Below are 25,050 nucleotides of genomic sequence, written 5' to 3' on the forward strand. Positions count from 1 at the left end.
ATATTATAACAGAATAAATTTAATTTGTCAAAATGATTTTATTATATTTACTAAAAAATCTTATTATAAAAATGACAATAAGGAGTTGAGTCTTTTTTAGAATAATAATCCTGATGATAATCTTCGGCTTCGTAAAAATTTTTAAACTCTCTTAAAGTAGTCGCTACATCAAATCCTTTTTCTTTCAAAATATTAATATACTTTTCGGCAATCTCTTTTTCTTCTTCGTTTTGATAAAAAATTGCTGATAAATATTGAGAGCCAATGTCCGGTCCCTGTCCGTTTTTTTGGGTAAAATTATGCGTTTCAAAAAATAATTTTATCAAATCTTCGTAAGTCGTTTTATCGGCATCGTATCCGACTTTAACGGTTTCTAAATGTCCCGTTAATCCCGTGCAAACTTCTATGTAAGTCGGGTTAGCTTTATGTCCGCCTGCATATCCGCTTATCGCTGAAAATACTCCTTCGGCTTTTTCAAACCAATATTCCACTCCCCAAAAGCATCCCGATGAAAAATAAGCATATTTAGGATTATTTGGCATATTATCATTATTCATATTATTTTCCTTATTTTCTTTATTAAAATTTATATTGCTATTTTTATTATCGCATGCAAAAGCGAAAGTAGAAAAAATAAAAAGCGTTATAAAATAAATCAATATTTTCATTATAGTTTTAACTTAAAGTCACTCTCTCATTTTCTTTTACGGATTTTAAAACTATACAATTTGCTCCAATTATAACATTAGAGCCTATTACGGTTTTTCCTCCAAAAATTGAAGCGTTAGCATAAATAGTAACATTATCGCAAACCGTAGGATGTCTCTTTTCATTTTCTAATCCTCTTCCGTTTTTTAGAGATAAAGCTCCCAAAGTAACTCCTTGATATATTTTTACATGATGCCCAATAATAGTAGTCTCGCCTATAACTATTCCCGTTCCATGGTCTATAAAAAAGTATTCTCCTATATTAGCTCCAGGGTGAATATCTATTCCCGTTTTTGAATGCGTATATTCCGATATTATTCTTGCCGTTAAATATTGTTTTTGATTATAAAATATATGAGATATTCTATAACTAAATACCGCCCGAAAACCTGGATAAGTTAAAATAATCTCTTCATAAGATTTGCAAGCTGGGTCCGAATCAAAAAAGAATTCCAAATCTTTTTTTAAGATTATTTTAATTTCGTCCAGCCGTTTTATAAAATCTTCCAAATTGGAATTTTTAGAAACTATTTTTAAATAAAGTTTGGATATATTTTTTTTAGTGTTATTAATATTCCCCGACTCCCGAAAGAAATCGGGGAAAATATAATCTCTAATATATTTTACAATATCTTTTATATCTTTTTTATTAGGCAATTCTCTAAAAGTTTTTAATTTCATAAGAATAAAAAATTAACTCCAAGTATATCTTTCGCCTGTGTCAGGCAAAATTGAAACTATTTTTATTTCTTTATTGACTTCTATTTTCTTGCTTAATTCCACAGCTCCGTAAACGCTCGCTCCCGAAGATATTCCGACAAGCAAGCCTTCCGTTAAGCAAATATCTCTCGCCGTGTTTATAGCGTTATCGTCAGAAACATCTATTATCTCGCTTATAACTTTTTGGTCTAAAATTTCAGGGATAAAGTTTGCGCCTATTCCTTGAATTTTATGCGGCGAAGCCTTGCCTTTTGTAAGCAAAGGAGAAGATTCAGGCTCGACTCCTACAACTTTTGTCTGCTTTTTATTATCAACGATATATTTTCCGATTCCCGTTGCAGTTCCGCCCGTTCCGATTCCAGCGACTATATAGTCAACATCGGGAATATCGTTAAATATTTCGGGAGCGGTATAATTATAATGAGCTTTAACATTAGATTGATTTATAAATTGCCCAGGTATAACCGAATCTTTTATTTCGTTATTTAATTGATTCGCTCTCTCTACCGCAACGCTCATTCCTCCGTCAACAAGCTCTAATTTAGCGCCATAATCTTTTATAAGCTTTCTTCTCTCTTGCGACATAGAAGACGGCATAACTATTATGACATTAAGCTTTAAATAAGAACCTATAGCCGCCATAGCGATTCCCGTGTTTCCAGAAGTCGGCTCGATTATAGTAGAACCTTCTTTTAATTTACCGCTTTCAAATAAATCAAGCAGCATTTGTTTGACAGGTCTATCTTTAACAGAACCTATTGGATTGTTTTTTTCAACCTTTCCAAAAAGCTTAATTTTTTCATTTAAATTAAACTTTTTTTCTATTTTCCCCAATCTAACAATCGGAGTATTTCCCACTAATTCGAGGGTATTGTTATATAGCATTGTTTGCCTCCATAAAAATAAAATTAATTTTGTTTGAAATATCTTACATTACTACAAATAAAAATGCAATATGTAATTATAAGTTAAACTTGAAAATTTATTAAAATTTATTACAATAATACATTAATGTAAATGAATAGAGGTTTATAAAATGAAATTCGTTTCTTTCACAGAATGGAACAATACGGAAGCTATAGGAATTGTAAGCAAGGACAATAAAAAAGTAATTGCCATAAAAGAAATTATACATGATTTTGAATATGGCGAAAATCCTATGATTAAATTAATAAAAAATATGAATAAAGATTTATTAAAAACTCTAAAAAATGCAAGCGAAAATTTTAATAAATATCCCGCTTATTCTATAGAAAATATTCAAATATTATCGCCTATAAGAAAACCTATTCATGATATAATATGCGTTGGAGTAAATTATAGCGACCACTTAAAAGAAATTGAAGGCAATAAACTTATAGATAAAAATAATTCTAAAAAGCCCGTTTATTTTTCTAAAAGAGCGATTGAAATAATAGGACTTGGCGATAAGATTAAAGCGAGATTCGATTTGGATAAATATTTAGATTATGAAGTCGAACTTGCAATTATAATAGGCAAAAAAGGAAAAGATATTTCGGTAAAAAAAGCGAAAGATTATATATTTGGCTACAGCATTTTTAACGATATTTCTTCAAGAACTATACAAAAAGAACATTCTCAATGGTATAAAGGAAAAAGTTTAGATTATTATAGCGCAATGGGACCATGCATAGTTTATAAAGACGATATAAAAGATATTTTCAATTTGGAAGTGAAAAGCATATTAAACGAAGAAGTAAGACAATCTTCAAATACAAAATATATGATTCATGATATATATAATTTAGTATCCGATATTTCAAAAGGAATGACTTTAGAAGCGGGCGATATAATAGCTACGGGAACGCCTGGCGGAGTCGGTATGTCTTTTAATCCGCCAAAATATATGAAGTCGGGAGATAAAATAGTTTGTCATATAGAAAATATTGGAGAATTAATAAATTTTGTGGAATGATAATATTACATTTTTTATTTAATATATTTCATTTATTTACGATATTTAAATTAATAAAATTATAAAAAGCGCTTATTATGAATGAAAATATTTTAGTCGTAGAATATAGAAACGAACTTATCGAAAAAGTGGTAGATATTTTAAAAGAAAGACATTATAATCCGATTCCAACAAAATCTCGTTCTCAAGGAATAGTGGCTGCTAATGAAGGCTCGATAGATTTGATAATACTTGACGCGGATATTGGAGATTCTCAAGGATTGCAACTTCTTGAAACTTTCAAAAAAGACGAAAAAACTAAAGAGATTCCAGTTATTTTATTAAGCACGCCTTATAGAAAAATGGAGTTTATAGAAGAAGCTATGAGTTTGGGAATTGACGATTTAATTTTTACGCCTTTTGACGAAATGGAATTTATAGCTTCGGTTAATGGAATATTAAAATTAAGAAAATTATATATTGAAAATAATAAATTAGTTAAGCAAAATAACGATATTACTGAAGAATTAAATAATCTTAAAGATGTTTCGGAAGAACATTATAAATCTTATAAAGAAACTCAAAAGAAATATGACGATTTGCTTAATTACGATTTGGAAACGGGATTAAATAATAAAAAAGAATTTTATAAACAGTTTAAAAAATTGGTTTTTGAAAGCGTACGGCATGAGGACACGATTATATTATCATGTTTTTGTATAGACGGACTCGATAATATAGTAAGCGAATTTGGAATTATGGCGGCGGAAGAGATAATTCTTCAATTTACAAAAGTTTTAAAAAATGCAAGCAGAGAAGAAGATTTAATAGCTCGTTTAAGCAATAATGAATTTATAGTCGCTTTTAAGAGAATGGATATAAAATTATACGATGAAAAAGTAGAAGAGATAAAAGGACTCGTAAATAAAAACGAACTCGATTATAACGGAATGGTTATAAAATATACAATCTCGGCGGGAATCTCTTATTCGGCTTACAGGAAAAATTATCATTTTGAAAATAATGTAGATAAAGAAATATCGCCCGCTCTTTTGGCTTTGCATAACGCTAAAAGAAGAGGTTTTGCAACGGTATTTACTCATCCAACGGTAATAAGGCAATAAAAATTAATGATTATCAATCTTAATAAAAATGATATTGAAAGCGTGAAATATGCAGCAAACGAAGTTATAAAAGTTATTAAAGACGGCGGAATCGTTATCTCTCCAACCGATACGGTTTATGGAATGCTTGCTAACGCTTTTAATAACGAAGCTATAAACAGAATATATGAAATCAAAGGAAGAGATAGAGATAAACCTTTTTTAGTTTTGCTTAAAGATGAAAAATCGGTAAAAAGTTTTTGCGATATTCCAATTCCAAATATTATAAAAAAAAATATTCCTGGAGAGTTAACTTTTATTATGCCAATGTCCGAAAGCGCAAAAAATAAATTTAGCTTTTTAAAATCAACCGTAGCTATTCGCATTCCAAAAGATTATTATATAAATATTATTCTAAAAGAAACTTCGCCGATTGTCGCTCCTTCAGCAAATCTTTCTGGGCAAGGCATTATATATGACGGAGATAAATTAGTTGAAATTTTTAAAGATAAAGTAGATTTAATAATAAACGGCGGAATAATAGAAAAAAAACTTCCTTCGACTTTATACGATTCTATTAATAAAAAAGTTATTCGTCAGGGCGAGGTTTATTTAATGGAATAGTTTTATTTGTGTGAATTGTTTAATTTCTGCCTATTTTATCAATTTTTTCAAATAAAGGCTTGACATATTTTTTAATCTATGTTATATTTTATTGTATTTATAGTTAAATAATAATGTATTATAAAAAAATGAATAAAAATACTGTAATTTTGTTAAGCAAAGCAAAGCAAAGCCATAATTATATTTTAAATAATAATTTATAATAGATATATTATTTAAAGAAAAATCATTAATCTTCCGATATTGATATTAAAATTTATATCATTTTTGGAGTATTAAGATATTATGAAAATAATTAAATCCTTACTTATCATAGTTTTTTTATTTATTGCGAGCGAATCCGTTTTTGCAACTACTATAAGAGTTCATTTAACCGATGTGAAAGCGCCTTATACGATTAATATTAAAGGACCTTATAAAGCTTATAATTACAAATACGAAAGCGAAATTGTATCGGCATTGACAAACGAAACGGTTATGGTTGTCGAGCATAGATTGGGGCTTAAAGTAAATAATGTCGGCATTTATAAAGAAGGAATAGTTTTTGAAACAGCGGACGGATTTATATTAAACGGAAAAGAATATTACGGTTCTTTAAAATTTATTCCTTATAAAGGCGATATGATAGCGATAAACGAATTAAATATTGAAGATTATGTTAAAGGCGTTTTGCCTCATGAAATGTCTCCCGATTGGCCAATCGAAGCTTTGAAATCTCAAGCGGTTGCGGCGAGAACTTACGCTATGTTTCATATATTAAAAAATAATGGCGAGCTTCCTTACGATGTTGACAATACTACAAAATATCAAGTTTATAACGGAAAAGAAAAAATTAATTGGACTGTAGAACAGGCGGTTGACAGAACAAAATACGAAATAGCGGTTTATAAAAATAAAGTTATCGCGACATATTTTAGCGCTTTATGCGGAGGACATACTGACAGCGCAAAAAATGTTTTCGGAACTGCAGTGCCTTATTTGGAAGGCGTTCAATGTCCTTACTGTAACGCTCAAATCAAAACTTGGACTAACGCTTTAAGCTATAAAGAACTCAATAACGATTTGGCAAATTATTCGGTTAATGCGGATGAAAAATCTTCTATAGGAATGACTATGGACCCAAAATCTGGCAAAGCCGTAAATATAAAAATTGACGATAACGATATTTCTTCAAGAGATTTTAGAAGCATTCTCTCGCCAAAATTAGTGCCTTCGCTTAATTTTACGATAAACAAAATTGACAACGGCATTATAATAACGGGAAAAGGAAGCGGACATGGAGTCGGAATGTGTCAATGGGGCGCTTATGGAATGTCTCAAGTAAAAAAAGATTATGAAGATATTTTAAAATTCTACTATAAAGGAATAGATATAGTAGATTATAACAATATAAAATCTCTTGCGCCTGATATTTGGGTAGAAAATTAATTTTAATTATAATTAAGTTGAAAATAAAAGCGTTCTGTTATAACGGAGCGCTTTTTTATTAATTTTATTTATAATCACTATAGTATATTTTTAAAAAATATTATCAATATAAAATTCTCCTTAAAATAAAATAACTTATATTATTAAGTATATACAAATTTATAATTTAATCTATAGATAATTGAAAATATATCAATATTTTATTAGATTTTATACGATAGACATAATTTTATAAATTAATATTTAGATATTTATCATTTAAATACTTGTTAAAATTAAAAAAATTTGTTGACTTCTTTAAAAAGTTTATTATCTTAAGTATAGAAAATAAATAAAAAAATGTTTGGATTAAATCCAACGAGGAGAGTTATTATGATTAAAAACAAAGGTATTTTATGTCTATTTGCTATTATAATGACAATAGCGTTATTATCAGTAGCTTGTAAGAAAAAAGTAACGGCGCCTTCATTTTCTGAAGGTTCTTCTGAAGAAGTTGTAACGCCTGAAGTGCCTAAACCAACGGAGGGAACTTTTTCTAAATATTCTGGCAGTTATATAAGCCAATACAGATATGACAATAACGATGGAAAAGGTGCTTACCAATTTAAAGCTGTATTAGACGGCGATAATGTTACGCTCTATAAAGTATATGTAGACAGTGGAAAAGAAGATAAATGGGAAGTAGGAAAAAGAGTTGATGGAACACTTACTATTAAAGGCTCATGGATGACATTTAGCTTTATTATAAACGGAAATCAAATTATATTAAATCTTCCATTTTCAGTGCTTCACAGCGAAAAGGTTTATATTAATAAAATCTAATAGTTAGATAAAACGAATTAAGAAGACGATGCATGAAAATGTGTCGTCTTTTTTATTTATTCCCAATCCATATTTAAATCGTAATATAATATAGGTTATTCTTTGTTGTCGTCAACAATTATAAGTTTTCTTAACATTAGTTTTATTAACATTGTTATATTAATATTAAACTATGATGCCTACAAAATCTTTTCTATTCTTTTTATCAACTTCTTTTATATCATTTAAAATAATTTTACAATATTTTTATATCCAATCGTAATTTTTTTTAAATATAAGAACTATTTTAAAAACAATCAAGAACTTCATTTTATTTCTTAATTAAAAAATAAAATCAATAAATATTAAAAATTTGTTATCGAAAAGTTTTTTAGTTAATAGGATTATCTTTATTTAATAATTTTTCTTATATAAATATTAGTTATTTAATTCGCTTTGAGCATGTCGTCTCAAATATTCCTGCACAAATTCCAAATCTTCAATCGTGTCTATTCCATGAATAAATTGATTCGTTTCTAAAACTTTAATTTTCATTCCGTTATAAAGCCATCTTAACTGTTCAAGTTTTTCTATTTTCTCGTAGTCGCATTCTTTAAGTTTTTCAATTTTTAATAAAATATTTTTTCTAAATGCGTAAACTCCTATATGTTTATAATATTTTACTTCAATATCGTTATCAAATCTTTTATGCGGAATTGTCGCTCTTGAAAAATACATCGCATAATCGTTGGAATCGCAAACTACTTTAACGGCGTTTTCGTCTTTTATTAAATGGCTGTCGTTTTCAATTTTTGATTTTATAGTCGCAATATCTACTTTTTCATCTTCAAAACATTTTATAATCGGCGAAAGTATCTCTTCGTTAATTAAAGGTTCGTCTCCTTGAACATTTATAATTATATCGCAGTCGATTTTTTTTGCAGCTTCAATTATTCTTGAAGTTCCCGAAGTATGAGATTTTGAAGTCATAATAGCTTTGGCGTTATTTTTTGAGCATATATCCATTATCTCTTTTGAATCTGTCGCTATTATAACATCGTCAATTTCCGAAACCGCTTTAACATTATCGTAAACGGCGATTATTATTGGCTTTCCTAATAATTCATAAGTTAATTTTTTTGGAAATCTTGAAGAATCGTATCTTGCGGGAATTATCGCCACCGTTTTAGGCATAATTATTTTTCCTCCATTATATCTTTTACCATTTTATATAATTTGCTTTTAAACTCTTCTTCGCTTTTAGATTCCAAAAGTAAAACCGCATACATACTAAATCTTGAGACTTTTGTAAATATAGAAAGCAGATTAAGATATTTTTCATTTTTACCGATTGGAGTTAAAAATATAGTTAATAAATGAACGGGCTTATTATCCAAAGCGTAATAATTTAATCCTTTTTTAGAAACCGCAAATATTAATTCGTTTTCTTCAACCTCGCTTGTCCTCACATGCGGAAAAGCAACGCCATAACCTAAACCGCTTGTTATTATTTCTTCTTTTTTATACATAAATTTTATAGTTTTGTCGATATTGATTCTCAAGCCTTTCGATTCGGCATAAATCAGCATTTCGCTTATTGCTTCTTCTTTATTTTTAGCTTTTAAGTTTAGCAAAACATAAGAACTTTCTATTATTTTAGACACTTCTTTTAATGAAATCATTTTATAACCTTCTTTTTAATTTTTATTCAAATTTTAAATTTTCAAATTTCAGTATTAAATTTTTCCTTCAAATATTGCCGCATTGTATATTTTTTCTGTATAACCTCCAAAGTTATATTAAGCGGATAAGCTTTATTATGATTCTTAAAATTTATTGCTACGGATTCATCGTCCAAATCTATTGAGCGAGATAATTCCCATTTGCCTTTAAATTTCATTCTAATAACTTCGCCTATATACGCGCTTATTGAAAATATAATATTTCTGTTATTGTCATTTTCTAAAATTAAATTTAATTTCTCGCTAAAAAATTTATCTATTTCTAATAAACTTTTTAAAGTATAATCTATATGATAGCCTTCTCGAATCAGAAAATTGCTTATCCAAAAAGAACTTCTTAATATTTCTTCATGCGGCAAAATACTTTTTGACATTTATATATTCCTTTATATAATATATTAAATCTTTTTTATAATAAGTCAAATTTAAAATTATATAATATTTGTAAATTATGCCGAAAAATAATAAAACTATATCGAAATTATAATTTAGGATATTATAAGTGATTTTGGATAAAGATTCATTTTCAGGATTCGTAAAATATATAGAAAATAATTTTAATTTTGATTTTCTTTCAAAAATACCTGGATATGAAGAAGATTATAAAATACAAAAAGAATCAATACTAAAATTAATAAAAAATTCGGATAATAACGATACTTTTTTAGATTATATTTCTTATACATACTCTCTTTTAAGAAGCGATATTATAGAACAAATTATATCTCTATCTTGGGAAAAACCTAACGGAATGAAAGACAGTTTTATTAATGACGATAAATTTGAACTTAATATTAATCAAAAAATAAATTATATATCTATACTTTTAGTTATAAGAGATATAATGCATACAAGTTATATTGCTTCTCTTCCGATATACAACGAATATAAATATAATCAAAAAGAATTTTGCGATAAAGCAAAAGAGATGATAGAAAACTCTATAGATAATATATCGACTTTAGGAAATATAAACCCAATCTTTATAGCGATTGCCGCAAAAAGCATATTGCCTTTTTCTATAAAAAGCGATGAATTATCAAGTTCGTCAAAATTAATATCGATTTTATTTAATATATCTAGAATAATAGGCGCTTATCCTTATTGTGAAAACAATAGCGAAAGAACGCAACCAATTTTTTTAAGCGCAATTTATAATTTGACAAATAACGCTTCTTTTTTAGGAATTGATTATAAAATGATTAGACAATTATATGATAAAGTGAAATGCGGAGAAATACGGTGGAAAAATTAGCCAAATATAATATTGATTTTATAGTGGCGGCGATATCTTCTTTAGTTATAATATCAATGTCAGCTTATATGATATTAAATTCAAATACAGTTATAATGAAAGTTTTAATAATTTTAGAATTTCTATGTTCTTTTTATTTTGTTAGCGTATTTTTTTATAGAATTTCAAAATATTCGAGAATAGAATTATTTTTTTATTTAATAACTTTTTTAATTCCTTTTATGATGTCGATACTTGGAATATTTTACGCTTTAAACTTTTTTTCTTTGAATAGAGTATTTTTGAAAGAAAATATAATTTCTTCTTTTCTTACGCGCGGTTATCATTTTCTTTTTATATTTTATATAACGCATATAATATATTTCTTTTATTTATTCGTTTTAGAAAATAAGAAAAGTTTTTATTCAAGCATATCTTCGCATTTTATAATAATAATATCCGCGGCTATGGCGATTATATTTATTATAATTTATGCGGTGCTTAATTGGATATTTGATAATAATATAATTAAATCTTATCAAAATACAAAAAATGAAATTATATACGAAGCCGATACGACTTTTTATAGAGAGCATAATTCTGAAGGTTTTGAATACGAAAGTTTTGCAAAATCTCTAAATATAGCTTTGCTTTATTACGATAACGAATTAAAATATCAATCGGATAATTGGGACGAATTTGAAAGCAAACATTTATTATTTGAAGCAGCGATTATTCAAGGAAACGGATTTTTTATTATGATAAGCGGAAAGCAATTTATTTATCCTTTCTATATGTTTATACTTATTTATATTATAGTTAATTCTATCGTCTTAACATTTTCAATAATATTCTTTAAAATATTTTTAGAGCAAAAATTTAACTCTTATATCGATATAATAATTAAAGGTTTTGAAGAAGAAAATTTTATATATGCGATAAATACGGATAATATGGACGAAACTGAAATTAAAACTCTTTCAAAATTATACAATAAAAAACTACTCGCTTATAAATACAGAGAAAGATATATAAAAATGTTTACAAAATAGCGTCTATTCATAAAATATTTATCATAATTGTAATTGAAAAAAAACTAATATTAGTATATTATTCTTCTATCAAAAATTAGGAGATAATATGCCTGTAAATAAAAAAGTTAAATCAAAAAAATCGGTTTCTACAATTAAGAAATCAGTTAAAAAAATTATTAATAAAAATAGCAATAAAAAAAGTAATCTTGCTAAAAATTCTATAAAGAAAGTTGTTTCAAAAAATACAAAAAAAATAGCGACTACAAAATACTATGTTTCTGAAACTCCTTTAAAATATGCCGATAGAGAAATATTTGGAGCAATAAAAAGAGAATATAAAAGAGAGTTATCCGTATTGGAACTTATAGCGAGCGAAAATATAGTTTCTAGAGCGGTTATGGAAGCTCAAGGCTCAATATTTACAAATAAATATGCGGAAGGTTATCCTGCAAAAAGATATTATGGAGGATGCGCCGAAGCGGATGTTATAGAAAATCTTGCAATAGATAGAGCGAAAAAATTATTCAAAGCGCCTTTTATAAATGTTCAACCTCATTCTGGTTCGCAGGCAAATATGGGAGTTTATATGTCTATTTTGCAAACGGGCGATACTTGTTTGGGATTGTCTTTGGATGCGGGCGGACATTTAACGCATGGAAAGAAAGTTAATTTTTCGGGAAAGATTTATAATTTTGAGCATTACGGCGTAAGTAGAGAAACGATGCAAATAGATTATAACGAAGTTAGAGATTTAGCTTTGAAACATCGCCCTAAAATAATAGTGACAGGCGGAAGCGCTTATCCAAGATTTATTGATTTTGCAAAATTTAGAGAAATTGCAGATGAAGTCGAAGCATATTTATTAGTCGATATGGCGCATATTGCTGGACTCGTTGCGGCGGGCTTGCATCCTAATCCTGTAGAATACGCTCATTTTGTAACGGGAACTACGCATAAAACTTTAAGAGGTCCAAGAGGCGGTTATATTATTTCAACAAACGAAGAACTTGCAAAAAAAATAGATAAAACAATTTTTCCTGGAATTCAAGGCGGTCCTTTAATGCATGTTATTGCTGCAAAAGCCGTGTGTTTTAAAGAAGCTTTGGATAAAAAATTTATTGATTATCAAAAGCAGGTTTTAAATAACGCTAAAACTATGGCGAATGAATTTATATCTAAAAATTATAATATCATTTCGGGCGGAACTGACACGCATTTAATATTGGTTGATGTTAAATCTTCAAAAGGAATTACGGGACAAATTGCCGAAACGGTTTTAGATAAAGCGCATATAACGATAAATAAAAACGGAATTCCTTACGATAGCGAATCTCCTATGGTTACAAGCGGAATGAGACTCGGAACTCCCGCAATTACCACAAGAGGATTAAAAGAAAGAGATATTATAGAATTGGTTAATTATATGGACGAAGCGCTTACAAATTACGATAACGAAAAAATTATTAATTCGGTTGCAAAGAAAGTTGACGCTTTATGCAAAAAATATCCAATTTATAAATATATATCCGAAATGTAAAAATGAATGCGAATTTAATAAATGAAAATTCTATAGTATCGAATCTTATAAACATATACGAAAGATTTGGTTTCAAAAAAATTAAATTAAGCAAATTTGAAGATTATAATTTATATAATAATAATAAAGATTTTCTTCAAACGGAACATATTTTAACTTTTATGAATTTGAACGGGAATTTGAAATCTCTTCGCCCCGATGTAACTTTATCGATAGTAAAAAAAGTTCTTAAAGACAATGAAAAAGAAACTCAAAAAATATATTATATAGAAGATATTTATAAAATAGTTTCAAACGAATACGAAGAAATTCCGCAAGTCGGAGTAGAAATTATAGGCAAGTTAAATAATTATTCTAATTTGGAAATTATAAGTATGGCTATAGAAAGTTTGAAATCGATAAATAAAAATTATATTTTGGAAATTTCAAATATAGATTTTATCTCCGCCATTTTTGACGAAATTAATTTAGAAGAAAATTTAAAAATAGAAATTCTTAATAATATATATTTAAAAAATAAGCATGATTTGGAAAAATTATTAAATAAAAATGTCGATTGCAAATATAAAAAATATATTTTATCATTTATTGAACTTTCTGGAAATTATAAAGATATTTTAAAAAAATTGAAAAGTTTAATAATAAATAAAAAGATGCAAAAATCTTACGAAGAATTAAAAAGTTTGTCTTTCGTTTTTGAACTTTATAATAATTTTGATAAAATTTTACTTGATTTTTCTATTGAAAGTCAATTAGGATATTATAACGGAATTATTTTCAAAGGTTATATTAAAGAAAGTAACGATATAATTCTTTCGGGCGGACGATACGATAAACTTCTTAATAAATTTAATTCAAATAAAAACGCGATTGGTTTTGCAATTTACATGGATAAATTATACGAAAAAAATAAAACGAGCGATTTTATCGATATTCTAATTTTATATAAAAGCGGAGATGAAAATATTTTATTAAACGAAGTTAGAAAATTTATGAATAAAAATAAAAAAGTGAGAGTCGATATTTACGGAGATAATTCTATTGAAAATTATAAAGATAAGTATATTTTTGATAAAGATAAATTGATTAAATATTAGATTATAATTTAATGTATGTCTTTTTATTAGACTCTATTGCATAATTTTATTTATTATGATACTATATAAAGTATTTAAAATAATAAATTATAAAAATAAGGAATAAAAATGAATATGTTGGAAAAATCGGAAGATATAATAGCCTATATAAAAAATTCCAAAAAGAAAACGCCCGTTAAAGTTTATATAAAAGGAAATTTGGAAAATATAAAAACTGACGCTAAAGTTTTTTCATTTGGAGACTTTCATTTTATAATTGGAGATTACGAAGATATAAAATCAATTTTAGAAAATAATAAAAATAAGATAGAATATTATCATTTGGAAAACGATAGAAGAAATTCTGGAGTTCCGACTTTAGATTATTTGAATATTAATGCAAGAATTGAGCCTGGCGCGATTATAAGAGATAAAGTAAAAATTGGAGACAATGCCGTTATTATGATGGGAGCGATTATAAATATAGGAGCTGAAATAGGCGAGGGAACTATGATTGATATGGGAGCGGTTTTGGGAGGAAGAGCTATAGTCGGTAAAAATTGCCATATCGGAGCGGGAGCGGTTTTGGCGGGAGTAATAGAGCCTCCTTCGGCTAAACCTGTGATAGTAGAGGATAATGTGATTATTGGAGCTAATGCCGTTATAATCGAGGGAGTTCATATTGGAAAAAACGCGGTAATCGGAGCGGGAGCGGTTGTTATAGAAGATGTCGCCGATAATCAAGTTGTTGTTGGAAATCCCGCGAAAGTTATAAAAAATGTAGATGAAAAAACGGCTGATAAAACAAAATTGGTTGACGATTTAAGAAAATAGATTTTTAAAATAAATAATTTTTAATTAGAAGGATAAATTATGGATAGTAGTTATTTAAATAAAAATATAATATCGGTTCCTTATTCTTTGATAAGAGATTTAACGGAAAAAGCGGAAAAAATTAAAGACAGCATAACGCTTACGATTGGCGAGCCAGATTTACAGCCTCCGAAAGAACTTATTGAATATGCATGCGAATACGCTAAAACTCATAAACTACCTTACACTCATGCGGGCGGCGGCGAGAAAATAAGAAATTTGGTAGCCGAACATTATAATAAATATTACAAAGCTAAAACTAACGCTAATTGCGTGACTATGCATATAGGTTCTATGGAAGGACTTTCTTCAATATTAAAGACGATATTAAATCCCGATGACGAGGTTATACTTCCGACTCCTTTTTTCTCTCCTTATGAACAGATAATAAAAATAGCTCATGGAAAAGCCGTTTATTTGGATACAAGAAGCGATAATTTTGTAATAAAGCCCGAATCTATAGAAAAAGTTTTAACGAATAAAACTAAAGCGATTCTTTTCAGCAATCCTGGAAATCCTTCGGGATATATGCTAAAAAAGGAAGAGGTTGACGAGCTTGTTAAATATTTTGAAAAGAAAAATATTTTTGTAATGGTTGATGAAATTTACTCTGCAATTTCTTTTTATCCTTTCATCTCTTTCGCATCCTACGAATCGATAAAAGATAAAGTTATAATTTTAAATGGTTTTTCAAAATCGCATTCTATGACGGGCTGGAGAATCGGTTATAGCATAGCGCCTGCAGAAATTAGAAAATATATTTTGAATGCAAGTTTTAATAATGTCGGAAGTATGGTTTCTTTATCTTGCGCAATCGCCGAATACGCTTTAGAAAAATTTCCTGTTATTACCGAGTTTAGAGATACTTATAGAGAGCGAGCTTTGACTATGTCTAAAGATTTAGCCGAATTGGGATTTGAAATTATAGAACCGAGAGGAGCTTTTTATTTATTTGTCGGATACGATAAATTTTCAAAAAAATCTTCTTTAGATTTTTCTTTAGAATTATTGGATAAAACTGGAGTCGCTGTAGTTCCTGGAGAAGCGTTTGCCGAAGACGGATATTTTAGAATAGCATTAACTCAAGATATGCCTTTATTAAAAGAAGCCGTTAATCGTATAAAAGGTTTTATAGGAAAAATATAAGTTTTAGACTATTGACATTTTTATTAAATATGTTAGAATAAATTAAATAAATAATTATTGAGGTAACAAAAATGATAACGGTGAATAAATTCTCATCTCATCTCATCTCATCTCATCTCATCTCATCTCATCTCATCTCATTGCTATAATTATAGCAAGTTTTGTCATTTTAAATTTTTTATTACAAAATTTAATTATATATTTAGAAATCTGAAAGAGCATGGTTTTGGAGTTAAATCATGATTCTTTTCGACATATTATATAATATAACAATTTATCCAATAGAGTTTATAATAGAAATTGTATTTTATTTATTTAATAATGTATTCAAATCTGGTTATGCTACAAGTTTATTCTTTTTAAGTTTAATTATAAATTTTATCTCTTTACCTTTATACAATATAGCAGAAAGTTGGCAGGCAAAAGAAAGAGCTATTCAAGAAAAAATGAAACCTATGATTGATAATATAAAAGCGGTTTATAAAGGCGACCAAAGATATTTATTAATTAGAGCTTGTCAAAGAATTAACGGCTATAAAACAATTTATGCATTCAGAGGAACTTTAGGACTGCTTATACAAATTCCTTTTTTCTTGGCTGCTTATAATTTTATTCATAATCTCTCGGGCTTGCAACTCGGCAGTTTTTTATTTATAAAAGATTTTTCAAAGCCTGACGGAATATTAAATATTGGAGATATTAGCGTTAATATTTTGCCATTTATTATGACATTATTTAGTTTATTAGCTGGTTTGGTTTATAGCAAAAAATTAAGATTTAAGGAAAGTTTGCCGTTATATATTGTTTCGTTAATATTTTTAGTTTTGCTTTATAATTCGCCTTCTGGTTTAGTATTTTATTGGACATTGAATTGTTTATTTTCATTGATAAAAAATATTTTTATAGAATATAAATTATATAAAGTCTTTGTAGTGAATAAATATAAGATTTTAAGAGGTTATAATATATTTTTTATAATATTAACAATTATTTTTATTTTGCTTTTATCTTTAGGAAATATTGAGAGAAAAGCTTATTTATACGATTTTTCTTTTGAAGAAGTATTACAAGAAAAAAATATGATGTATTTATTCCGATTAAATTTTTATAGCAAAATATTTAGAAATAGCGATATTTATGGACTTAAAGTTGATACGAATAAATTAAATAACGATTCAATTATAGATATAAAATTTGACTATAATGGCAGTCCTTATGGAAATATAATATTAAAGGATTATATTGAAAACATAGGAAAAATAGAAGTTTATTATAAATTATTTATTAAAAAATATATTATAAATATTCTTATAATATTATTTATTTTATTTATATTATTCAATAGTTATAAATACATTTTAAAAATATTTTCGGATAGTTTTTTAGAGAAAAGAAATTTATTGATTATAAGTTCCTGTTTGGTTATAAGCGTATTATCGGGGCTATTTATTTCAAGTTCTTTAATCGGAAATTCGCCGACAGAATTTAAAAGTCCTTTCGATTTAATAATAAATGATTTATCTATGAGTTTGGGATTATTTTTATTTTATCCGTTATTTATTTATGTTTTATTTTCAGAAAATATAAAAAATTATTTAACTTTATTATTAATATTCGTAGCTTCTTTTGTTTTGGTAAATACATTTATAATGAAAGGAAATTATATAAATATTAACGCGGATTTTGTATTTGATAATACAGATTTATTGAAAGCTTCATTAAAAGAAATATTATTAACGATTATTTTAGCAGTTGTTTTAATTTCAATAATTATTTTAATCATTAAAAAGAATAAAGCGATATTTTTAATTAATATTTATTCTATAGTTTTATTGGTTTTAATAAGCATTTCAATATTTGATATTTCAAAAATAATTAAAGAACATAATAAATTGAGCGATAGCCAAATAGAGAGCGATAAACCTTCCACTACAAAAATATTTAATATTTCAAAAACTGGCGAAAATGTATTTGTATTTGTTTTGGACAGAGCGATTAATTCGTATTGGCTTGACGCTTTTGAGAGATTTACTAATTATAAAAAAGATTTTGACGGATTTGTATTTTATCCTAATAATGTTTCTTTTTCACAGTCAACCATAAGTATTGGCTCATTATATGGCGGATACGATTATTTACCTTATGAAATGAGTATTGACGGCGGTTATAATATTACTAAATTCCATAACGAAGCGTTGCTTACAATTCCTTTGGCTTTAGAAAAGTATAATTATAAATCTTCTGTGATTGACCCTCCATATGAAAACTTATTGGGTGATACATATAAGAAAGTATTTAAAGATTATACTAATATATCAGTTTATAATAGTTCTTCAATACTTAATTATAGTTTGAATAATTACCTAAATTTGGATAGTAATTTTAATATAGAAGAATTAGCTAAATTAGAACAAAAAAATAAAATAATAAGATTTTCCATATTTAGAATGCTTCCAATTAATTTTAGAGCTGATTTTTATAGAGATAAAAGATGGTTTTTAACTTCTTCATCTTTCATAAGAATTAACTCAAGCATAAAATATTATTCTATGTTATTATCAACCCCCTATTTTCTTAATACAAAGAAAAGCGGTAATTATTGTAATGTTATATACAATATTATAACTCATGAACCTGCTTTCTTTTCTTCGGATTTTTTGCCTCATTTGGAATTAAATGAAGTTGATAATAAGGATATGATTATTTTTAAAGACGATAATTCAGTCAGACATTTTTATGCAAATATTGCTTCTATTAATTGTATGACAAATTTTATAAGTTATTTAAAAGAAAACGATATTTATGATAATACTAAAATAATAATCGTTTCGGACCATGGGGCTGGAGTTAATACTACTTCCACAAATAAAAATATAAATTTTATTAATCCTTATAACGCTTTACTAATGTATAAAGATTTTAATTCTAGAGGCGAAATCAAAATAGAAACAAATTTCATGACAATAGCCGATACTCCATATTTAGCCACAAAACATATACCGAATATACAAAATCCGTTTAATAATAAATTGATTACCAACGATTATAAAAACAAAGGTGTTTATTTAATAAGAGTTAATTCTTGGAGACCTGAAGGGCAATTTTCAAATCGCTATAATTTTAACCAATATTATTATGTTAAAGATAATATTTTTGATATTAATAATTGGAAAAAATTTGTTGTAGATTGGAAAACTAAAGAAACAAAGGAAATTGAATTAAAATGATTAAATTTTTTAATAAATTTTTAAAAGAATTTTAAGGAGTAGAAATGATTTTATCCATTGTAGTTTTATTTATAATAATTCAAAGCAGTCTTTTTTGCTATATTGACCCTGGCACAGGAAGTTTGCTTTTTTCGGCATTATTTGGAATAATCGGAACTTTATTCTTTTTGTCGAAAGCGCTTTTAATAAAATTAAAGACTTTTTCTTTTGCTGATAAAATAAATAAAAAAGAAAATATCTCTAAAGCTAAAATAATAATTTACGGCGAAGATAAAAGATATTATAATGTGTTTAAGCCAATCATAGAAGAATTAATAAATTTAGAAATTCCTACGATTTATTATAGCTCAAGCTATGACGATAAAATTTTTGAAATAAAAAGCGATTTTCTTAAAAGCGAATTTATAGGAACGGGAAATAAAGCTTATGCGAAATTAAATTTTATAGAAGCGGATATTTGTTTAATGACGACTCCGAATTTAGATGTATTTCAATTAAAGCGCTCTAAAGGAGTTAAGAAATATGTTCATATAACGCATTCGTCAGCGGAAACTTCAACATATTGTTTATATTCTTTAGATTTTTTCGATGCGGTATTTTTAAATGGCGAACATCAAATAAGAGATATTAGAGAATTGGAAAATAAAAGAAATACTATAATTAAAGATTTATATGTGGTAGGAAATCCTTATTTGGACGAACTTTCAAAAATGAAAGAAACGATAACAAAAGAAAATAATAATAAAAAGACTATTCTTATAGCTCCTTCTTGGGGAATGAATTGTTTATTTAGAAGGTTTGGCGAAAAGTTATTAGACAATATAGTTAACTCCGATTATAATATTATTATAAGACCTCATCCTCAATCTTTAATATCGGATAAAGATATTATTGATAAATTTCAAAACAGATATAAATATAAAAATAATGTAGAGTGGGATTTCAATAGAGTTAATATTTATTCTCTTTCTAAAGCCGATATAATGATTTCAGATTTTTCGGGAGTAATATTCGATTACGCTTTTCTTTTTGAAAAACCCGTAATAATACCAAGTTTTACTTTCGATAAAAGAGGAACGGACGCTATAGAAATAGACGAGGAAGTTTGGACTTTTGAAACCATCCCTAAAATAAGTTTTAAATTAGATGAAAATAATTTTTCTAATATTTCACAAATAATAGAAGATTCTATTAATAATGAAACATTAAAAAATAATATTTTAAAAGCTAAAGAAGAAGCGTATATGTATGAAGGGCAGGCTTCAAAAAGAGCGGCTCAATTTCTAAACGATATGCTTATAACGATTAATAATTAGCGAGGATATTAAAATGAAAGCTATAATATTAGCCGCTGGTATGGGAACGAGACTCTCTCCTATGACTTTATTAAAACCAAAACCTTTGCTTGAAATTAAAGGAAAAACCATTTTAGAAAATATGATAAAATTTTTAAATCGTGGAGGAATAAACGATATTACCGTAGTTACGGGTTATAAACATGAATTGTTTGACGAATATAAAGAAAAATTAGGATTTAAAAAAGTCGTATATAAAGATTATAAAAATAAAAATAGCAGCTCTTCTCTAAAATTTGTAATAGACGAAATAGAAAAAGGAACTATAATATTGAACGGAGATTTATTTATAAACAAATCTTTTATTGAATATATAAAACCGAATATTTCTCAATTATTATCTCAACAAATTACCGAAGGAGTAATTTCTTGGGGATATATAATAGACAGCAATTTTAAATTAATAGATATAGATACAAACGCTATAAACGGATACGGAGACGGAATAGCGATATTTGATAATGAAGAAGATTTAAAGATTTTGAAAAAAGAATTAATAAATTGCAGCGATGAAGAATATTGGGAATATTGTATATTAAGAGCTATTGATAAAATAAATTTCTACTCTTTTAATTATGACGATATTTATACGGAAATAGATTCGTTTAAAGACGCCTTATATCATAATTTATTAACTCCCGAAGAGATAGCACAACAATGCAGTGACGATGGAAAAATAGAAAGACTCGCTGGAATAACAAATATTAATTATAAGATTAAATTTTTAAATGAATATAAGGTTATAAGAATTCCTGGCAAAGGAACTGAAAATATAATAGACAGAACTTCGGAAAAAGAAATTTTAAATATTTTATACGATAAAGATATAGTTCCTAAAAGCGATTTTTACGATAGCGATATAAAATTAACCGATTATTTAGAAGGTTATAGGTCTTTAGATTTTGACGACTTAAAAAATTACGAGACAATTTTTCCTTTAATAATTAAACAAATGAAAAAACTTCATTCTATGCCACACGATAATTATAAAAATTTTAATGTTATATCTATGATAGAAGAAATTAAAAAATACGAGAAACTTGCAAATATAATTTTGGTTACAAAAATAGAACATAAATTTTTGCTTAATATAGCAAGAAAAATGGACGAGGGTAAACAAGTTTTATGCCATAGAGATTTGCAACTTCCTAATATAATGTATAACGGCAAAGAAATAAAATTTGTAGATTTTGAATATTCTGGATTTTCTTCAATACTTTGGGAAATCGGAAACTTTACGGCGGAATTAGAATTAAATGACGAACAAATTAATAAATTTATAGAATTATATAAAGACATAACTTATAGAGAAATAATCGAAGGACAATTAATGTCTAATTATGTATGGGCTTTATGGGGATGGATTTACGATTCAATAGATTTGGGAAGAAATTATTTAACAAGATTTCATTATAATCTAAATTATTTAATGAAAAGTAATTAGGATAAAATATAATGAAAAGAGATAAAATTTTAGGACATACTTTTGCATTTTTAAGCGTTTTATTCTGGTCTTCTTTATATGTTTCTACAAAAATACTGCTTGAAAGTTTTAATCCGCTTGAATTGTTGGTTTTGCAATTTTGTATGGGATATATTCTATTGCTCATAATTAAACCTAAAAGACTAAAATTAAATAATAAAAAAGAAGAAATATATTTTGCTCTCGCGGGATTAACGGGAATAACTATTTATAATTTATTTTTAAATTTAGCTATGAGTTATTCGCTCGCTTCAAATGTAAGCGTTATAATCGCCGCAGCTCCATTATTCACGGGAATATTTTCGTTTATATTGAGAATTGAAAAGCCTTATATTAGTTTTTTTATAGGTTTTATAGTTTCTATTATTGGAATTACTATATTAAGTTTTAACGGACAAGCCGAACTTAAATTAAATCCTTTAGGAGATATTTTAGCTATAGTCTCAAGCATAGGTTGGGGACTTTATTCGGTTATAATAAAAAATATAACGGATATGAAATACGATATTATTTTATCCACAAGAAAAGTAATATTTTATGGAATAATATTTATGATTCCGTCTTTTCTATTTTTAGATTTTCACCCTAATTTTAAAGCGTTTGCAAATCCTATAACTTTATTTAATATGATATTCTTGGCTACATTTGCTTCTGGAATATGTTTTATAATATGGAATAAAGCTACCGATTTGATAGGAGTTATTAAAACAAATATATATGTTTATTTAACTCCCGTAATTACAATATTTGTTTCTATAATAGTATTGAAAGAACATATAACGATTATTGCAATTGTAGGCATTGCATTAACTTTAGCTGGCGTTATAATTTCAGAGTTAAGATATTAAATTTAAAATTATATTGATAAAATTCTTTAATTATTTATAATATTAAACAATTCTAATATTTTTAATTTTAAGGAAAAATTTTTATGAATATTTTTTGTTTTACAAATTAATTGGAAGACTAAAAAAATAAAAGAAATTGATTTAAAGTGATTAAATTTTTTTAAAAGAATTTTAAGGAGTAAAAATGATTTTATCCGTTGTAGTTTTATTTATAATAATTCAAAGCAGTCTTTTTTGCAAAATAATAGCTCTAAAATATTTTTAAAAATTACTTGATTTACAAAATAAAATATATTATCATTTAAAATCAATATTTAACTTTTATAATTTGCGGAGATTGAATTGAAAATTAAAAAAATATTATATAATTTTTATATTAACTCTTTTATAATTATTTCAATATTATATTTTACGATAACTCAATTTTTACTTCCGTCACTTTCGATTGACAGATTTAAAATAAGTTTTATAGATATATTATATATTTATTTATTTTCTTTAATTTCTTATTTTCTTTCAAATAAAAAATTGGTAATCTCTTATTTGTTTATTATAGTTTCGGTTTTTTCATTTTTTACAATAGAACCTTTAGGAATAACTATTTTAACTAAACCGATATTTTTTACAGATATGGAATATTTATATCCTTCGCTAATTGAAGTTTTGCCATTTTATATGCAAATAATTACGATAGCGGCTACAATATTATATTTTTCTTCGCTTTTTGCATTTTCAATATATTTTTTATATAGATTAATTAAAATATTTTTGATTGATAAGAAAAAAGGAATTATATTATTTTTTATAATTTTAATTACTACTTATTTATCGTTTTTTAGAGAAGTTAAAATTAATTCTATATATCCAAATTATATTGAAAGAGTAAATAAATTTGGAATAATAAATTCAATAAGTTATAGAATTTCTTTCGACAGAGAAAATAATAAAGTAATTGCAAATATTGATAATGTTAAAAATGCGATTGAATTATTAAAAGAAGTTCAAAATAAAAGAGAGATTTCAAATTTAATTATGCCTTACGATTATACTAATAAAAGAAATGTTTTTATAATTTTTATGGAATCATTTTACGATTATAGTCATTTTTTAGAATTGTTTGATAAAGACCCTTTTCCAAAAGAATATAGAGAATGGGCTTTACAGTCGTCAAAAGTCGGACCGAACGATGGGAACGGAAGTTTATTTGCAAGGCTTTCGGGTTTAATTGGAACTTCGCCGATTTATCCGAAAAAACAAAAAAGCAAGGTAAATACCGCTTTGCCTTTTTTAATGAAAAACGCTGGCTATAAAACAATCGCGCTTGAAGAATGCGGAATAACTTTTAATTTAGACAAATTATTTCCAAATATTGGATTTGAAGAAATTATATTTAACTTGGGACTAACAAACATAAAAAATTATATAAAGAATAACGATTTTGAAGAGCCTGTATTCGTTTCTGGATTTACATTTTTGGGGCATGCTGGAAGTCATATAAAAAATGATTTTAATATTTTTGAAAACAATAAAAGATTTTACGAAAAAATTAATCGAAAAGATAAAAAAGTTTTGCTTGAAACTATGGAAAATTCCGTTATGGCTGCAATTGATATAATAGAAACTAAAAATATAATTCTTCAAAAATATCCCGATGCGATTATAATTTTTAAGCATGACCATTTATATCCTTATTTGGCGGGAATGATTTATAATTCTTCTGTAGACGAAAATATAAAAAAAGAATTTTTTGAATCTTACGCTATTAGTCCGCTTTTAATATGGAATGGCAGAAACGGAGCTTTTAAGTTGGAAGACGGATTTCCGCCCGAAAATATTCCGTTATTTATAGCCGTAAATACTAAAATTAATTGGACGAATTCTATAATTTCGCTTTTATATAAAGATAAAACGGAAGGAATTATAAGATTTTATAATAATTTTTATACGAACGAAAATAATAAAATTATCCGAATAGAAGTTAGTAAAGAAAGTTTGTCTTATAAATATAATTACGCTCAAAGAATTTTATCGGAAGATATTTTAAGAGGCGAAAAATATTTTAACGATATAATAACTCGATAATTTTTTTCTTAAAATGATTGACAAAAATTCTAAATATTGTATAATATTCCTGTAAATTAATTAAATAATGAATAAACGAACAACCGAAGAGAGAAACTTTCGGATTAAATCTAT

Annotated in this window: 22 protein-coding genes; 16 read left to right on the plus strand and 6 right to left on the minus strand. The window is 26.5% G+C overall.

Annotated features, from left to right (window positions below; translation table 11 throughout):
* Positions 1-50: 50 nt before the first annotated feature.
* The 3 genes from msrA to EPJ79_RS10740 are packed head-to-tail and all read right to left on the minus strand — an operon-like array spanning position 51 to position 2,313.
* Complete coding sequence (gene msrA, locus EPJ79_RS10730) at positions 51-668, minus strand: peptide-methionine (S)-S-oxide reductase MsrA (protein ID WP_147739483.1); 618 nt, start codon at positions 666-668, stop codon at positions 51-53.
* 7 nt (positions 669-675) lie between these two features.
* Positions 676-1,389, minus strand: a complete 714-nt coding sequence (gene epsC, locus EPJ79_RS10735; RefSeq protein WP_147739484.1) for a serine O-acetyltransferase EpsC — start codon at positions 1,387-1,389, stop codon at positions 676-678.
* Between the two features lie 12 nt (positions 1,390-1,401).
* The gene (locus EPJ79_RS10740) at positions 1,402-2,313 is read right to left on the minus strand and encodes a PLP-dependent cysteine synthase family protein (RefSeq protein ID WP_147527517.1); all 912 of its coding nucleotides are present in this window, start codon (positions 2,311-2,313) and stop codon (positions 1,402-1,404) included.
* A 151-nt stretch (positions 2,314-2,464) separates the two neighbouring features.
* On the opposite strand from EPJ79_RS10740, the gene EPJ79_RS10745 reads away from it, so the two are divergent.
* The 5 genes from EPJ79_RS10745 to EPJ79_RS10765 all read left to right on the plus strand — a co-directional run bounded on the left by EPJ79_RS10745 (position 2,465) and on the right by EPJ79_RS10765 (position 7,320).
* Positions 2,465-3,364, plus strand: coding sequence for a fumarylacetoacetate hydrolase family protein (locus EPJ79_RS10745; protein WP_147739485.1), 900 nt, complete (start codon positions 2,465-2,467; stop codon positions 3,362-3,364).
* A 77-nt stretch (positions 3,365-3,441) separates the two neighbouring features.
* Positions 3,442-4,467, plus strand: coding sequence for a diguanylate cyclase domain-containing protein (locus EPJ79_RS10750; protein WP_021958925.1), 1,026 nt, complete (start codon positions 3,442-3,444; stop codon positions 4,465-4,467).
* A 6-nt stretch (positions 4,468-4,473) separates the two neighbouring features.
* Positions 4,474-5,070: an L-threonylcarbamoyladenylate synthase gene (locus EPJ79_RS10755; protein WP_147739486.1), complete on the plus strand. Its 597-nt coding sequence runs from the start codon at positions 4,474-4,476 to the stop codon at positions 5,068-5,070.
* A 285-nt stretch (positions 5,071-5,355) separates the two neighbouring features.
* A complete protein-coding gene (locus tag EPJ79_RS10760) occupies positions 5,356-6,498 on the plus strand; it encodes a SpoIID/LytB domain-containing protein (protein WP_147562068.1) in 1,143 nt (380 codons plus the stop codon).
* 414 nt (positions 6,499-6,912) lie between these two features.
* A complete protein-coding gene (locus EPJ79_RS10765; protein ID WP_147739487.1) occupies positions 6,913-7,320 on the plus strand; it encodes a hypothetical protein in 408 nt (135 codons plus the stop codon).
* A gap of 417 nt (positions 7,321-7,737) precedes the next feature.
* Here EPJ79_RS10765 and kdsB read toward each other — a convergent pair whose 3' ends face one another.
* Genes kdsB through EPJ79_RS10780 form a run of 3 tightly spaced genes read right to left on the minus strand, consistent with a single transcriptional unit; the run spans position 7,738 to position 9,415 of the window.
* A complete protein-coding gene (gene kdsB, locus EPJ79_RS10770; RefSeq protein ID WP_147739488.1) occupies positions 7,738-8,493 on the minus strand; it encodes a 3-deoxy-manno-octulosonate cytidylyltransferase in 756 nt (251 codons plus the stop codon).
* 2 nt (positions 8,494-8,495) lie between these two features.
* Positions 8,496-8,981, minus strand: coding sequence for a PTS sugar transporter subunit IIA (locus EPJ79_RS10775; RefSeq protein WP_147739489.1), 486 nt, complete (start codon positions 8,979-8,981; stop codon positions 8,496-8,498).
* A 41-nt stretch (positions 8,982-9,022) separates the two neighbouring features.
* Positions 9,023-9,415 (minus strand): hypothetical protein, encoded by a 393-nt coding sequence (locus EPJ79_RS10780; RefSeq protein ID WP_021959064.1) that lies wholly within the window; start codon positions 9,413-9,415, stop codon positions 9,023-9,025.
* 128 nt (positions 9,416-9,543) lie between these two features.
* On the opposite strand from EPJ79_RS10780, the gene EPJ79_RS10785 reads away from it, so the two are divergent.
* The 11 genes from EPJ79_RS10785 to EPJ79_RS10835 all read left to right on the plus strand — a co-directional run bounded on the left by EPJ79_RS10785 (position 9,544) and on the right by EPJ79_RS10835 (position 24,936).
* Entirely contained in the window at positions 9,544-10,296 is a 753-nt protein-coding gene (locus EPJ79_RS10785; protein WP_021959063.1) for a hypothetical protein, read from the plus strand.
* Positions 10,284-11,327, plus strand: a complete 1,044-nt coding sequence (locus EPJ79_RS10790) for a hypothetical protein (RefSeq protein ID WP_147739490.1) — start codon at positions 10,284-10,286, stop codon at positions 11,325-11,327. Before EPJ79_RS10785 ends, EPJ79_RS10790 begins: the two co-directional genes overlap by 13 nt.
* An 88-nt stretch (positions 11,328-11,415) precedes the next feature.
* Positions 11,416-12,846: a serine hydroxymethyltransferase gene (locus EPJ79_RS10795; RefSeq protein WP_147739491.1), complete on the plus strand. Its 1,431-nt coding sequence runs from the start codon at positions 11,416-11,418 to the stop codon at positions 12,844-12,846.
* Between the two features lie 2 nt (positions 12,847-12,848).
* Entirely contained in the window at positions 12,849-13,943 is a 1,095-nt protein-coding gene (locus EPJ79_RS10800; RefSeq protein ID WP_242003561.1) for an ATP phosphoribosyltransferase regulatory subunit, read from the plus strand.
* 108 nt (positions 13,944-14,051) lie between these two features.
* A complete protein-coding gene (gene dapD / locus EPJ79_RS10805) occupies positions 14,052-14,756 on the plus strand; it encodes a 2,3,4,5-tetrahydropyridine-2,6-dicarboxylate N-acetyltransferase (RefSeq protein WP_147739492.1) in 705 nt (234 codons plus the stop codon).
* A 39-nt stretch (positions 14,757-14,795) separates the two neighbouring features.
* Positions 14,796-15,941, plus strand: coding sequence for a pyridoxal phosphate-dependent aminotransferase (locus tag EPJ79_RS10810; protein WP_147739493.1), 1,146 nt, complete (start codon positions 14,796-14,798; stop codon positions 15,939-15,941).
* 239 nt (positions 15,942-16,180) lie between these two features.
* Positions 16,181-19,168 carry a YidC/Oxa1 family membrane protein insertase gene (locus EPJ79_RS10815; protein ID WP_147739494.1) on the plus strand — a complete coding sequence of 996 codons (2,988 nt, stop codon included), beginning with the start codon at positions 16,181-16,183 and terminating at the stop codon, positions 19,166-19,168.
* A 44-nt stretch (positions 19,169-19,212) separates the two neighbouring features.
* Entirely contained in the window at positions 19,213-20,484 is a 1,272-nt protein-coding gene (locus EPJ79_RS10820; protein WP_147739495.1) for a CDP-glycerol glycerophosphotransferase family protein, read from the plus strand.
* A gap of 13 nt (positions 20,485-20,497) precedes the next feature.
* Entirely contained in the window at positions 20,498-21,967 is a 1,470-nt protein-coding gene (locus EPJ79_RS10825) for a sugar phosphate nucleotidyltransferase (RefSeq protein WP_147739496.1), read from the plus strand.
* An 11-nt stretch (positions 21,968-21,978) separates the two neighbouring features.
* Positions 21,979-22,854 (plus strand): DMT family transporter, encoded by an 876-nt coding sequence (locus tag EPJ79_RS10830; protein WP_147739497.1) that lies wholly within the window; start codon positions 21,979-21,981, stop codon positions 22,852-22,854.
* A gap of 348 nt (positions 22,855-23,202) precedes the next feature.
* Complete coding sequence (locus EPJ79_RS10835) at positions 23,203-24,936, plus strand: alkaline phosphatase family protein (RefSeq protein ID WP_420913212.1); 1,734 nt, start codon at positions 23,203-23,205, stop codon at positions 24,934-24,936.
* Positions 24,937-25,050 lie beyond the last annotated feature (114 nt).

Source organism: Brachyspira aalborgi (assembly GCF_008016455.1).
Classification (GTDB): Bacteria; Spirochaetota; Brachyspiria; order Brachyspirales; family Brachyspiraceae; genus Brachyspira; species Brachyspira aalborgi.

Coding starts and splice junctions, on each gene's coding strand:
- EPJ79_RS10775 (WP_147739489.1), bottom strand. CDS start 8,981: ATGATTTCATTAAAAGAAGTGTCTAAAATAATAGAAAGTTCTTATGTT.
- EPJ79_RS10780 (WP_021959064.1), bottom strand. CDS start 9,415: ATGTCAAAAAGTATTTTGCCGCATGAAGAAATATTAAGAAGTTCTTTT.
- EPJ79_RS10820 (WP_147739495.1), top strand. CDS start 19,213: ATGATTTTATCCATTGTAGTTTTATTTATAATAATTCAAAGCAGTCTT.
- EPJ79_RS10760 (WP_147562068.1), top strand. CDS start 5,356: ATGAAAATAATTAAATCCTTACTTATCATAGTTTTTTTATTTATTGCG.
- EPJ79_RS10765 (WP_147739487.1), top strand. CDS start 6,913: ATGACAATAGCGTTATTATCAGTAGCTTGTAAGAAAAAAGTAACGGCG.
- EPJ79_RS10745 (WP_147739485.1), top strand. CDS start 2,465: ATGAAATTCGTTTCTTTCACAGAATGGAACAATACGGAAGCTATAGGA.
- EPJ79_RS10815 (WP_147739494.1), top strand. CDS start 16,181: ATGATTCTTTTCGACATATTATATAATATAACAATTTATCCAATAGAG.
- EPJ79_RS10800 (WP_242003561.1), top strand. CDS start 12,849: ATGAATGCGAATTTAATAAATGAAAATTCTATAGTATCGAATCTTATA.
- epsC (WP_147739484.1), bottom strand. CDS start 1,389: ATGAAATTAAAAACTTTTAGAGAATTGCCTAATAAAAAAGATATAAAA.
- EPJ79_RS10825 (WP_147739496.1), top strand. CDS start 20,498: ATGAAAGCTATAATATTAGCCGCTGGTATGGGAACGAGACTCTCTCCT.
- dapD (WP_147739492.1), top strand. CDS start 14,052: ATGAATATGTTGGAAAAATCGGAAGATATAATAGCCTATATAAAAAAT.
- EPJ79_RS10830 (WP_147739497.1), top strand. CDS start 21,979: ATGAAAAGAGATAAAATTTTAGGACATACTTTTGCATTTTTAAGCGTT.
- EPJ79_RS10810 (WP_147739493.1), top strand. CDS start 14,796: ATGGATAGTAGTTATTTAAATAAAAATATAATATCGGTTCCTTATTCT.
- EPJ79_RS10755 (WP_147739486.1), top strand. CDS start 4,474: ATGATTATCAATCTTAATAAAAATGATATTGAAAGCGTGAAATATGCA.
- EPJ79_RS10795 (WP_147739491.1), top strand. CDS start 11,416: ATGCCTGTAAATAAAAAAGTTAAATCAAAAAAATCGGTTTCTACAATT.
- EPJ79_RS10740 (WP_147527517.1), bottom strand. CDS start 2,313: ATGCTATATAACAATACCCTCGAATTAGTGGGAAATACTCCGATTGTT.
- EPJ79_RS10750 (WP_021958925.1), top strand. CDS start 3,442: ATGAATGAAAATATTTTAGTCGTAGAATATAGAAACGAACTTATCGAA.
- msrA (WP_147739483.1), bottom strand. CDS start 668: ATGAAAATATTGATTTATTTTATAACGCTTTTTATTTTTTCTACTTTC.
- kdsB (WP_147739488.1), bottom strand. CDS start 8,493: ATGCCTAAAACGGTGGCGATAATTCCCGCAAGATACGATTCTTCAAGA.